A 12,038-nucleotide genomic window follows, 5' to 3' on the forward strand; every position below is an offset into this window, starting at 1 on the left:
GCCCTCCTCTTCGTTCGGTTCTCGGTGGAGGTGCCGCTCGAGCGGCGTCAGCGTGTGGTGCCGGCGACCTTGGGGAGGGCGCCGCCGGCGGCCGCGTTGCGGTCGGGGCGGAAGTTGCGGAAGTCGACGCCGGGGATGTCGCGCACGAGGCCGAGCTCGTCCTCGATGAGCGCCGCCTCCGACTCCTCCGGGCCGACCAGGGGCAGGCGCACGCGCGGGGAGGAGATGCGGCCGAGACCGTGGAGGATGTACTTCGCCGCGACGGTGCCGGGGACGTGCGTCATCACGGCGCGCACGAGCGGCTCGAGCTGCTGGTGGGCGAGGGTCGCGGCACGCAGGTCGCCCGCGTTCACCGCGTCGACGATGGTGCGGTAGGGCGAGGACGCGATGTTGGCGGTGACGCCGATGAGGCCCGTCGCTCCGATCGCGAGCTCGGGCAGCACGTTCGCGTCGTCGCCGCAGAAGTACATCAGGTCGGTCTGATTGAGCACGCGGCTCACCTCGGACAGGTCGCCCTTGGCGTCCTTCACGGCCAGGATGTTCGGGTGCTTGGCCGCACGAAGGATCGTCTCGTAGCGGATGGGGACGCCGGTGCGCCCCGGGATGTCGTAGAGGATGACGGGCAGGTCCGTCGCGTCGGCGATCATCCGGAAGTGCGTGAGGATGCCGGCCTGCGTGGGCTTGTTGTAGTACGGCGTCACGATCATGTTGCCGTCGGCGCCGGCCTTCTCGCTCTGGCGGGCGAGCTGCATCGCGTGCGCGGTCTCGTTCGAGCCGCCGCCGGTGATGATCTTCGCGCGGCCCGCGGCGACCGACTTGCCGACCTCGACGAGGCGGATCTTCTCGGGGTCGGTGAGCGTGCTGGTCTCGCCCGTGGTGCCGGTCACGACGATGCCGTCGGCGCCCGCGCGGATGCAGTCGTCGATGTGCTTCTCGACGCCGGGCCAGTCGACCTCGCCGTCGGCGGTGAACGGGGTGACCAGGGCGACCAGGACCTGGCCGAAAGGATTCTCCGGAGTTGACACGAGGCCAGGGTAGCGGGTCGGGCGGGAGTGGCCGGGGGCTTCGTCGGGCGGGGACCGATTCGTCGAGAGGACGCGGACCGGGGCGTCCTCGACGAGCAGGGCCCGCCCCGCGTCCACTGGAGCGGCTGCTCCGTTTCGAGTCGACGCGGAGCGGGCCTCGCGCGCGGAGTCGTCCCTGTCCGGGTCGACTCGCGCGCGGCGATCCGACGTACCAGAGGCCGCCCGACGGCTAGGGGGCGACGCGGCCGTTGGCGTTGAAGGCGGCGTAGGTGAGGGGCATGAGCTCCTCGAAGCGCTGCTCCATCTGCTCGGCCGCCATCTCGATCTCGCGCTGCGGGAAGGAGGGGAACGTCGAGTCCTCGCGCTTGGTGCGCAGCGAGAGGAAGTTCATCAGGGAGCGCGCGTTCAGCGTCACGTACATCGACGAGTAGATGTTGAGCGGGAGGACGATGCGCGCGACCTCGCGGGCCACTCCCTCGCCGAGCATCCGCTGGTAGGCCTCGAAGGCCTGCGTGCTCGCACGGCGGGTCTCGGCGACGACGAGCTCGGTCTGCTCCGGCGTGCCGGGCTCGAAGGAGTAGGCGCCGGGCTTGCCGACCTGCACGAGGTTGCGCTGGGGGCCGGGCACGTAGAAGACGGGCCGGAGCTCGCGGTAGCGGCCCGACTCCTCGTTGTAGGAGGCGATGCGGTGCCGCATGAACTCGCGGAACACGAAGATCGGCGCCTGCACGTAGAAGGTCATCGAGTTGTGCTCGAACGGCGAGCCGTGGCGGTCGCGCATCAGGTAGTTGATGAGGCCGCGGTCGCGCTTGCGCTGGATCTCGGCGTCGGCCTCCTCGGCGTCGAGCGCGCCGGCGAGGGTCTGCTCGCCCTGCGTCGAGACGCGGGCGGCGAAGAGGACGTCGGAGTCGTGGGCGCTCGAACGCACCAGCTCGACGACGACATCGGAGCGGAACTCGATCGCGTGCCCCTCTCCGTCGGAGTCCATGGGGGGAGTCGCGCTCGTCTGCTCGGTCACCGGAACGACGATAGAGCACTCGGGGGGCCGGTCGACTCATGACGCAACAACGTGCACGAGCGCGAGGATCGCGCCTAGCCTTCCCCCGTGGACCCCCTCCTGATCGCCGCCCTGCTGGCCGGACTCGTCGCCCTCGCGGCGGCGCTCGGCCTGGCCCACCGGCGCGCGAGCGGTCGTGTCCGCGCCCGGCCCGTCGCCTCCGCCGAGCGGATCGATCCCGCCTCGCTCCTCTCGGGGGCCGTTCTGGGCGCCACGGCGACGGTCGTCCAGTTCTCGACCGAGTACTGCTCCCGCTGCCCGGGCGTGCACCGGATGCTCGACGCCCTCGTCCGGGAGCGGGACGGCGTCGTCTACCTCGACGTCGACCTCACCCGCCGCGCCGACCTCGCCGACCGCTTCCGCGTCCTGCAGACCCCGACCCTGCTCGTCCTCGATGCCGACGGAGTGGCGCGCAGCCGCCTCAGCGGGGCCCCCTCCCGCTCCGTGGTGATCGACGAGCTCGACCGACTCCTGGAGAGGACCCCGTGACCGCTTCCGCCCCCGCCGGCCGCGTCGATCCGCGGGGTCCGCGCTTCGCCGCCTCCGTGACCGCGCTCCTCCTGCTCCTCACGGTCGGCCTGGCACTCGCCGCTCCGGCGCGAGCGGACCTCTCGGAACGGCTCGTGCAGCCGGGCTTCCTCCTGCTCGCCGTGCTCGCCGCGCTGTTCGCGTGGTCGGCGGCGCGAGGCGTCGGCTCCGGTCCGTGGGCGGTCGTGTTCCGCCGGCTGGTCCGCCCGCGACTCGCGCCGCCCCGGGAGTGGGAGGACGCTCGCCCGCTCCGCTTCGCGCAGCTGGTCGGACTCGTCGTGACGGGCGCCGGGGTGCTCCTCCATCTCGCGGGTGTGCCGTACGCCGTGGCGGCGGCGGGCTCGCTCGCGTTCCTCGCCGCCGTCCTCAACGCGGTGTCCGGCCTCTGCCTGGGCTGCGAGCTCTACCTGCTGCTGGCGCGCGCGGGACTGCTCGGGCGCTCGGCGGGCTCCCGGGCGTGAGGCTCTAGGCTGGGATGCGCCTCGCGGGCCGCCCGCAGCAGGCCTCGGGAGGCACTCATGAGCGACTCATCCGCACGGCACACCGGCGAATCGGACGGCGCAGCCGCGACCGGCGGCTCGACCCGCCGTTCCACCCGCGGGAGCGCTCCCCGGCCCGCGGTCCTGCCGCCCGTCGACCCCGCTCCCGCCCCCGCTGCGTCGGCTCCCGCCGCTCCTCTCAAGGTGCTGATCTCGGGCGCGAGCGGCATGATCGGCTCCGAGCTGACCCGGCAGCTGCGCGCCGACGGCCACGAGATCTTCCGCCTGGTGCGCCACGCGCCCGAGAGCGCGGACGAGTACCACTGGGCTCCGACGTCGCACATGCTCGACTTCAGCGTGCTGGACCGCGTCGACGCCGTGATCAACCTCTCGGGCGCCTCGATCAGCCGCCTGCCGTGGACCTCGTCCTACAAGCGCGAGATCCTCGACTCGCGCGTGCAGGCGACGCAGACCATCACCGACGCGATGCGGATGGCCGCGACTCCCCCGTCGATCCTGCTCAACGCCTCGGCCGTGGGCTTCTACGGCGACCGCCCCGGTGAGGAGCTGACGGAGGAGTCCTCGCGCGGCGACGGGTTCCTGGCGGACGTCGTCGAGCGCTGGGAGCAGGCGGCGCACCTCGCACCGGAGTCGACCCGCGTCGCCACGATCCGCACCGGTCTCGTCCTGGGTCGCGGCGGAGCACTCAAGCCGCTGCTCCCCCTGACGAAGCTCGGCCTCAGCGGTCCGCTCGGCGGCGGCGAGCAGGTCTGGCCGTGGATCAGCCTGTACGACGAGGCGGCGGCGATCCGCCACCTCCTGACCTCGACGCTCTCTGGTCCCGTCAACCTCGCCGGGCCGACTCCGGCGACCGCGAACGAGATCATGAGCACCCTGGCCGAGCAGCTGCACCGCCCGTTCAAGCTGCCGGTGCCCGAGAAGGTCATCGAGCTCGCACTGCGCGACGCCGGCCACGAGCTGCTGCTCTCGAGTCAGCGACTCGTCCCGCAGCGCCTCCTCGACGACGGCTTCGTCTTCCGGCACCGCACGGTCGCCGAGGCGCTGGAGTGGGTGCTGGCGTGAGCGCCGACGCTCCGGCTCAGGCCGGAGCGTCCTTCTCGAGGCCGATGGAGGTCCGGATCGCTCCGCGGGCGCGCTTGCGGTCGCCGCTCGCGTCGTAGGCGAGACCGAGGCGGTACCAGGCGCGCCAGCTCTTCGGATCGGCGTCGACCTCGGCGGCGTAGCGCGGGAAGAGGGTGTCCGCCTCCTCCCGGAGCGGGCGCCCGCTCGCGCGGGAGTCGAGGACCTCCTGCGGCAGCGCGTCCTCGGCCTCCAGCCGACGGGCGAGCCGCTCGGCGCGCAGCCCGAACAGCAGCTCACGCACGAGGCCCCACACGCCGACACCGCCGAGGATGAGCAGTCCGAGACCCATCACGATGCCGGGGACCGTTCCCGCCGCGAACGCGACGACGGAGTACTGCAGGCAGACGAAGAGGTAGAGGGCGAGCAGGACCGCCATCAGGACGACGCCGATGCGGGTCCTCACGGGGTGCTCGTCGCGGCGGCGGCCTGACCGGAGGGTGCGTCGTCGGCCGGGACCTGCTCGGCCGGGGCGCGCTCGGCGAGGGGCGCCGCATCGAAGGCCGCGCGGAGGTCGAGCAGGGCGTCGAGTCCGACGACGACGCCCGTCGTCGAGCGCACCGCCTGCAGGGCCTTCAGGATGCCCGCCTCGTACGACGCCGGCGACGACGTGTCGTGCCGGAGCGTGACCGTCTCTCCGGTGCCGCCGAAGACGACCTCCTGGCGCGCCTCGACCCCGGGCAGCCGCAGGCTGTGCACGGGGATGCTCGCGACCTGCTGCCCGCGGGCGCGCTGGTCGGTGTGCGGCGCCTGCACCGGTCCGAGCTCGGCCCGGGCCTGCAGGATGAGCTCGGCGGTGCGGACGGCCGTGCCGGAGGGCGAGTCGACCTTGCGCGCACCGTGGGTCTCGACGATCTCGACGGCGTCGAAGAAGCGGGCGGCGACCGTGGCGAGGGCGGTGGCGACGACGGAGCCGAGCGAGAAGTTGGGGATGATCACCACTCCCGCGTCCGGCTGCTCCTCGACGCTGCGCCGCAGCGCCGCGATGCGGTCGCCCGTCCATCCGGAAGTCCCGACGAGCACCTTCCGGCCGTTCGCGACGGCGAGGTCCACGATGCCCTGGCTGACGGCGGGCACCGTCATGTCGACGACCACGTCGGCAGCGAGCATCTCGTCCGGGTCGCTCCGGGAGCCGAGCCGGGCGACCAGCTCGAAGTCGTCGGAGGCCTCGATGAGCGAGCAGGTCAGGGAGCCGAGTCGGCCGGACGCGCCGACGACGGCGACGGAAGTAGTCACCCGGTCAGCGTAACAACGGCGGTGCTCACCGGTGCAGGCGCCGCACCAGCGTCAGCACCCGCGCTCCCGAGAGCGGGTGCGCGAACGGCGCACCGGACGGCGTCCATCCGCTCGTCGAGTAGAGGCCGCGTGCGGCCGTGTTGCCCTCGAGCACGTGCAGGACCGCCTCGTCGGCCACCCGCGCGGCGGACTGCTCCGCTGCGACCAGGAGCGCGCGTCCGAGGCCGCGGCCCCAGCGGTCGGGGTGGACGGCGAGCATCGAGAGGTACGCGGCGCCCGGCGGGTCGGTGGCGAACCCCGTCCCCGGGGCTCCGACGAGCACGAAGCCGACCGGTGCGCCGTCCTCGTCCGCCACGAGGAACGCGATGCGCTCGGAGCCGAGCTTCGCGAGAGCCCGGGCGCGGACGCCGGGGCCGACGGGCGCGCCGTCGCGCGCCGCGGCCGAATCGCACCAGAGGTCGACGCACGCCCCCTCGTCCTCGGAGCATCCCGGCCGCAGCACGGCGCTCAGTACGGCTGCGCCTCGGGCAGTCCCGTGCGCAGCTCCACTGGGAGGTGCGCGAGGTCGTTGTGCACGACGAGCACGGGGGGCTTGCGCGAGCGGACGCGGATGATTGTCAGGCCGCAGTTGGCCTGGTTGACGCCGAGCCAGCGCCAGTCCGGGGCGTCGAAGACGTGGCGGACGAACCAGCCGATCACGAAGTTGTGGGTGATGAGGAGATCGTGCCTGTCCTCGCGCGAGGGGGCGAGGAACTCGGAGACGGCGTCCTGCATCTGCGCGTGGCCCGCCTCGATCTCGGCCGGAGTGACGCTGCCGAAGAACGAGTCGAAGGCGCGCGGCATGTCGGGGGTCGGCCCGGACGGGATGCAGTCGAACAGCAGCGACGACGGCTCGATCGAGAGCCCGGGCAGCACCGCGCGGAACCGGGCGGCGGTCTCCTCCGCCCGACGCAGCGGGGAGTGCCAGGCGCCGGTGAACGGGACGCCGCCGAGCCGCTCGGCGATGAGACGGGCCTGCCTCTCGCCCCGGGCCGAGAGCGGGCCGTCGGGCATCCCGTGCTCGGCGTCCTGCTGCTCGCCGTGACGGACGAGGTAGATGTAATGGGACACGTGGGGCTCCCCCGGGTGCGGCGCGACGGTGCGCGGTGGGCGGTCGTTCGCGAGAACTGTCGTTCGCGAGAACGGATCAGACGGCGGGAGCGCTCTCGGTGTCGACGACTCCAACGAAGGTCGACGCGTCGACCGCGCCGACCGCCGAGATCGACGCAGGCCCCCCGGCCAAGTCTGCCGCGAGAGCCTGGACATCCTCCGCGCCGACGCGCGCGAGACGGCGCAGGCTCTCGTCGAGGTCGACGAACTCGCCGAACGTCAGCTCGGCGCGGCCCAGCCGCGACATCCGCGTGTCGGAGTCCTCGAGCGCCAGAGCCGCAGCACCGGACAGCTGCCCGTGCGCCCTCGCGATCTCGTCGCGGGAGACACCGTCCTCGGCGAGGCGGTGGAACTCCGAGACGAGCAGCTCGGCGACGGTTCCCGCCTTGGCCGGCGTGCTGGCGGCGTACAGACCGAAGAGGCCGGCGTCGGAGTACGACGGTGCGAACGAGTAGACCGAGTACGCGAGGCCCCGCTTCTCGCGGATCTCCTGGAAGAGGCGGGAGGACATCCCGCCGCCGAGGATCGAGTTGAGCACCCCCATCGTCATGCGGCGCTCGTCGGCGGCGGCGAGGCCCGGGAAGCCGATGAGGACGTTGGCCTGCTCGGTCGGCCGGTGCACGAGCGAGAGCGCGCTGCCGCGCGCGTACGCCGCCTCGCGGCCCACGCGCCGGGCGACGGGCGCCGACGGCACCGAGAGGTCCCAGCCGTCGGAGTGGAGCACGCGCTCGAGCTGCGCCACGAGCGACTCGTGCTCGACGGCTCCGGCGACCGTCACGACGAGGTCGCGCGGGCTGTAGGCGGCGCGGTAGTGGGCCCACACCGCCTCGCGCGTGGCCTCGCGGATGGTCTGCGGGCTGCCGCCGATCGGACGGCCGAGCGGGTGCTCGCCGAACACCGCCTCGAACAGGCGCTCTCCGGCCACATCGGCCGGATCGTCGTCGGCCATGGCGAGCTCCTCGAGGATGACCCCCCGCTCCGTCTCGAACTCGTCGGGGTCGAGGAGGCTCGACGTCACCATGTCGCCCAGGACCTCGACGGCCATCGGGAGGTCGCGGTCCTGCACTTTGGCGTAGTAGCAGGTGTACTCCTTGGCGGTGAGCGCGTTGTGCTCCCCGCCCACCGAGTCGAAGGCCACGGCGATGTCGAGCGCCGAGCGCGAGCGCGTGCCCTTGAAGAGCAGGTGCTCGAGGAAGTGGGTCGAGCCGAAGTTCGACGGCGCGGCGGGGCGGTCGCCCTCTGCAGCGCGGGCGGGCTGCTCGTCGCGCGACCCGGCGGCGACCCAGAAGCCGATGGTCGCGCTGCGGGCGCCCGGGACGGCCTCGCTCAGGATGCGCAGGCCGCTGGGCAGGACGGAGCGGCGGACCAGCGATCCACCTGCCGCCCGGACCGTCGTCTCGGGCTGGTCGAGGGGAAGTGCGACGCCGTGGTTCATCCGACCCACACTAGATGACCGGGCGCCGACGTCGGCGTCTGACGGCGGGTCAGCGCTGAGCGCGCTCGAGCGCCGCCAGGTGAGGAGCATCGAGCTCAATCGAGACTGCGCGCACGAGCGTGTCGATCTCGGCCGGCGAGGACGGCGCGACGGACGCGGCCGTCACGCCCGGGCGGGCGAGCAGCCAGGCCAGCGCCACGGCCGCGGTGCTCGCCGACAGCTCGGCGCCGATCGCATCGAGCGCCGTGAGGACCCGCCGCCCGCGCCGACCCAGGTGCACCGATGCCAGAGCGCCCTCGGGCAGCGCGCGCAGCTCGCGGCGGGTGCGCGCCGAGCCGTGCAGGAACCCGTGCGCGAGAGGAGCCGTCGAGACGACCGAGAGGCCCTGACCGGACGCCACCAGCCCGAGGTCCCCCTCGGCCTCCGAGCGCTCGAGCAGGCTGTAGCGGACCTCCACCCCGGCGAAGCGGGGCAGGCCGTGCCCGGCGAGCACGCGCGCCTCGAAGAGCTCCTCGGGCGCGAATCCGGAGGCGATGACCGTGCGGACCTGGCCGCGGGCCAGCAGCACCTCCACCGCACTGAGGAGCTCGTCGAGGCGCCCGGCGCCGTCGGGGCGCACGGAGAGGACGTCGAGGCGATCGGTGCGCAGGCGCCGCAGCGACTCCTCCACCCGGGCGACGAGGGCGCGGGGCGAGGGCTCGGCGCCGGCCCCGGGTCCCAGGCGGCCGAGGAGCTGGAAGCGGTCGCGATCGCGGTGGCCCGCCAGCCAGCGCCCCACCGTCTCCTCGCCCGCGGCCGAGGCCGCGGTGTCGGTGACCACGACGCCGTTCCCGCCCCACGCCGCGTAGCGCTCGAACAGCTCGGGGCCGCCCTCCGCGCCCCGGCGACCGAGGACGGCGGCGTCGAGCAGGAGGGGGAACAGCGCCTGAGCGGAGTCGCCCAGCGAGCGGCGCACGGTGTGGGCGACGACCGGACCGGTGTCGCTGACGGACCCCTCGGACGCGGTGGCGAGTGCTCCGTGACGCGAAGTCCTCACCGTCGCGCGGGCCTTCAGCCTCGGCACGCCACCACTCTCCCTGCGGCGGCTCGGGTCCCGCCACGACCGAGAGTAGTCGAGCGCCGAGCGGGCGCCGCGAGGCGGTGCGGGACGGTTCACCAGATCGTTACACGGGCGACTCCTCCCCCGCTGCGAAGCTCCTCCGCTGTCCACCGATGACGGTGCGGCGCCCCCTTCGCGACCACGCGCCGGGGCTAGATTCGGGCCTCATGGAGCCCCTCACCCCGCCCCCGTCCGCACCCTGGTGGACCAGCGCCGTCGTCTACCAGATCTACCCCCGCTCGTTCGCGGACTCGAACGGCGACGGCATCGGCGACCTCGGCGGCATCCGCTCCCGACTCGACCACCTGGCCGATCTCGGCGTCGACGTGGTGTGGCTGTCGCCGGTCTACCCGTCGCCGCAGCACGACAACGGCTACGACATCTCGGACTACGAGGACATCGACCCCCTCTTCGGCGACCTCGCGGAGTTCGACCTCCTGCTCGCCGAGGCGCACGAGCGCGGCCTCCGCATCGTGATGGACCTCGTGGTCAACCACACGAGCGACGAGCACGCGTGGTTCGCCGAGTCGCGCTCCTCGCGCGAGAACCCGAAGCGCGACTGGTACTGGTGGCGGAAGGGACGCGCCGCGGCGGGCGGGTCGCCCGAGCTCGACGCGGCCGCGGAAGCCGGCCTGGAGGTCGCCGAGCCCAACGGCTGGCGCTCGTACTTCTCCGGCCCTGCGTGGACGCGGGACGCCGCGACGGACGAGTACTTCCTCCACCTGTTCGCGGTGCAGCAGCCCGACCTCAACTGGGAGAACCCCGAGGTGCGCCGCGCGGTGCACGCGATGATGAACCGCTGGCTCGACCGGGGCGTCGACGGCTTCCGGATGGACGTCATCAACCTGGTGTCGAAGAACCTCGACGAGATCGACGGGACGGGCGGCGGGACCGGCATCGTCGGCGGAGTCGGCCCGCGGCTGCACGAGTACCTGCGCGAGATGAACGAGGCCGTGTTCGCCGGCCGCGAGGGCGCGTACCTGACGGTCGGCGAGATGCCGGGAGTGACGCTCGAGGAGGCCGCCCTCGTCACCGATCCCGAGCGCCGCGAGCTCGACATGGTGTTCCAGTTCGAGCACGTCGGCATCGACCACGGCGTCGACAAGTTCCACCCTGTGCCGCTGGACCTGGTCGCGCTCAAGGCGAATCTCGCCCGCTGGCAGGACGGCCTCGCCGAGCGCGGCTGGAACAGCCTCTACCTGAACAACCACGACCAGCCGCGGCTGGTGTCGCGCTTCGGCGACGACGGACTGTTCCGCTACGAGTCGGCGACGCTCTGGGCCACCCTCCTGCACCTGCAGCGCGGCACGCCCTACATCTACCAGGGCGAGGAGATCGGCATGACGAACGTGCCCTTCTCGGGCATCGAGGACTTCCGCGACGTCGAATCGCTGAACTACTACGCCGAGGCGGTCGGCGACCGCGGCGAGGACCCGGAGCAGGTGCTGGCGGGACTGCGCGCGCAGAGCCGCGACAACGCCCGAACCCCGGTGCAGTGGGACGGCACCCGGAACGCCGGCTTCACGACGGGCGAGCCGTGGATCCCGGTGAACCCCAACTCCGCCGAGCTGAACGTGGCCGCCGACCGCGCCGCGGAGCGCTCGGTCTTCGAGTACTACCGGGCGCTGATCGCGCTCCGGCACGCCGACGAGACGGTCCAGCTGGGCCGGTTCTCGCTGCTCGAGCCCGAGCATCCGGCACTCTTCGCGTTCACCCGCACCGGCGCGAGCGAGCTGCTCGTCGTCGGCAACGTCTCGGGAGAGCCGCTCGAGGTGCCGCTGCTCGAGGAGTGGACGAACGCCGAGACGGTGCTCGGGAACGTCCCGGGTGCCGCGGGAACCACGCTCGGTCCGTGGGAGGCGCGCATCCTGCGCCGCTGACCGGGGGCGGGGGTCCTCGGGGACCCCCGCCTCACGCGGAGGCGCGGTCGAGCTGGGCGATCTCGCTGCGGGTCAGCGGCAGGGCGGCCGCTCCGAACACGGACTCGAGCTCGGCGGCGCCCCGTGCGCGGACGATCGCGGCCGAGACCTCCTGGTGCGAGAGCACCCAGGCGAGGGCGACGGTGCCGGGGTTCGTGCCGTGCGCCTCGGCGACCTCGTCGAGGACGGCCAGCACCTTCGTGCCGTGGCGCCCGACGTAGTCGAGGGCCGCCTCGAACATGACCGACTGCGGCTCGTCCGAGCGGTGGCGCAGGACACCCGTGAGGAAGCCGCTCGCGAGCGGCAGGCGCGCGAGCGTGCCCAGGCCCTGGCGCTCCACCTCCGGGGCGACCTCGGACTCGTAGTGCTTGCGCTCCATGAGGTTGTACTCGGCCACCACGACAGAGAAGACCGGGAGGCCCTGGAGGGTCGCGACCTCGTGGGCGCGGGCGAGAGCTTCGCCGCTGAAGTGCGCGGCGCCGAGGGCGCCGACGGAGCCGTTCGCGAGGAACGGGGCGACGGCCGCGAGGCTCTCCTCGATCGGCACCTCCGGGTCCTCGCTGTCGAACGAGAGCAGATCGATGCGGGTGCCCAGGCGCTCGAGGCTGCCCTCGACGGCTGCTCGCACGTCTCCGGGCGCCAGGCCCGGTGCGTCCGGGTGGCGGCCGACCTTCGTGGCGACGAGCATGCGCTCGCGAGCACCGCTCGCCTCGAGCCAGCGCCCGATCATGTACTCGCTGCGCCCCGTGGCGTAGTGGTCGGCGGTCGAGATCAGCGTGCCGCCGAGCGCGGCGAACGCGTCGAGCGCCTCGGTGGTGTCGTCGATCCCGGCGGCCCAGCCGAAGACGGAGCCGTCGAGGGCGAGCGGGTGCACGGGGAGGCCGGTGAAACCGAGGGTGCGGTGGTGCCCAGGAGGCGTCTCCGGCTCGAGGGCCAGGGGCGTCGGGTCGGTCACGGTGTTCCTCCGGTCG

The 12,038-nt window shown here is 73.2% G+C and carries 13 protein-coding genes; 4 read left to right on the forward strand and 9 right to left on the reverse strand.

The features are described 5' to 3' along the window. Positions 1-47 precede the first annotated feature (47 nt). On the reverse strand, positions 48-1,025 hold the full coding sequence (gene dapA / locus AC0CID_RS05865) for a 4-hydroxy-tetrahydrodipicolinate synthase (RefSeq protein ID WP_207405810.1): 978 nt from the start codon (positions 1,023-1,025) through the stop codon (positions 48-50). Between the two features lie 229 nt (positions 1,026-1,254). Beyond that, the gene (gene thyX / locus AC0CID_RS05870) at positions 1,255-2,013 is read right to left on the reverse strand and encodes an FAD-dependent thymidylate synthase (protein ID WP_207405880.1); all 759 of its coding nucleotides are present in this window, start codon (positions 2,011-2,013) and stop codon (positions 1,255-1,257) included. A gap of 117 nt (positions 2,014-2,130) precedes the next feature. Between thyX and AC0CID_RS05875 the strand changes: the two genes are divergently transcribed. Genes AC0CID_RS05875 through AC0CID_RS05885 form a run of 3 tightly spaced genes read left to right on the forward strand, consistent with a single transcriptional unit; the run spans position 2,131 to position 4,172 of the window. After that, positions 2,131-2,571: a TlpA family protein disulfide reductase gene (locus AC0CID_RS05875; RefSeq protein WP_465226078.1), complete on the forward strand. Its 441-nt coding sequence runs from the start codon at positions 2,131-2,133 to the stop codon at positions 2,569-2,571. Further along, the gene (locus tag AC0CID_RS05880; RefSeq protein ID WP_465226079.1) at positions 2,568-3,071 is read left to right on the forward strand and encodes a DUF4395 domain-containing protein; all 504 of its coding nucleotides are present in this window, start codon (positions 2,568-2,570) and stop codon (positions 3,069-3,071) included. Before AC0CID_RS05875 ends, AC0CID_RS05880 begins: the two co-directional genes overlap by 4 nt. Positions 3,072-3,128: 57 nt before the next feature. Beyond that, positions 3,129-4,172, forward strand: coding sequence for a TIGR01777 family oxidoreductase (locus AC0CID_RS05885; protein WP_465226080.1), 1,044 nt, complete (start codon positions 3,129-3,131; stop codon positions 4,170-4,172). A gap of 16 nt (positions 4,173-4,188) precedes the next feature. On the opposite strand, the gene AC0CID_RS05890 is transcribed toward AC0CID_RS05885, so the two are convergent. From AC0CID_RS05890 to AC0CID_RS05915, 6 genes are all read right to left on the reverse strand, one after another. Continuing rightward, complete coding sequence (locus AC0CID_RS05890) at positions 4,189-4,635, reverse strand: hypothetical protein (RefSeq protein WP_207407778.1); 447 nt, start codon at positions 4,633-4,635, stop codon at positions 4,189-4,191. Continuing rightward, positions 4,632-5,465, reverse strand: coding sequence for a 4-hydroxy-tetrahydrodipicolinate reductase (dapB, locus tag AC0CID_RS05895; RefSeq protein ID WP_207407777.1), 834 nt, complete (start codon positions 5,463-5,465; stop codon positions 4,632-4,634). Before dapB ends, AC0CID_RS05890 begins: the two co-directional genes overlap by 4 nt. Positions 5,466-5,490: 25 nt before the next feature. Further along, the gene (locus tag AC0CID_RS05900) at positions 5,491-5,967 is read right to left on the reverse strand and encodes an N-acetyltransferase family protein (RefSeq protein WP_465226081.1); all 477 of its coding nucleotides are present in this window, start codon (positions 5,965-5,967) and stop codon (positions 5,491-5,493) included. 5 nt (positions 5,968-5,972) lie between these two features. Further along, positions 5,973-6,575, reverse strand: a complete 603-nt coding sequence (locus AC0CID_RS05905; protein ID WP_207407775.1) for a histidine phosphatase family protein — start codon at positions 6,573-6,575, stop codon at positions 5,973-5,975. 76 nt (positions 6,576-6,651) lie between these two features. After that, on the reverse strand, positions 6,652-8,049 hold the full coding sequence (locus tag AC0CID_RS05910) for a M16 family metallopeptidase (protein WP_207407774.1): 1,398 nt from the start codon (positions 8,047-8,049) through the stop codon (positions 6,652-6,654). A gap of 49 nt (positions 8,050-8,098) precedes the next feature. Beyond that, a complete protein-coding gene (locus tag AC0CID_RS05915) occupies positions 8,099-9,112 on the reverse strand; it encodes an aldo/keto reductase (protein WP_465226082.1) in 1,014 nt (337 codons plus the stop codon). Between the two features lie 203 nt (positions 9,113-9,315). On the opposite strand from AC0CID_RS05915, the gene AC0CID_RS05920 reads away from it, so the two are divergent. Then, a complete protein-coding gene (locus tag AC0CID_RS05920) occupies positions 9,316-11,028 on the forward strand; it encodes a glycoside hydrolase family 13 protein (protein WP_465226083.1) in 1,713 nt (570 codons plus the stop codon). 31 nt (positions 11,029-11,059) lie between these two features. Here the strand turns inward: AC0CID_RS05920 and AC0CID_RS05925 are convergent, their stop codons facing one another. Then, on the reverse strand, positions 11,060-12,022 hold the full coding sequence (locus tag AC0CID_RS05925) for an aldo/keto reductase (RefSeq protein WP_465226084.1): 963 nt from the start codon (positions 12,020-12,022) through the stop codon (positions 11,060-11,062). Positions 12,023-12,038 lie beyond the last annotated feature (16 nt).

This window comes from Rathayibacter sp. AC451 (assembly GCF_979253095.1).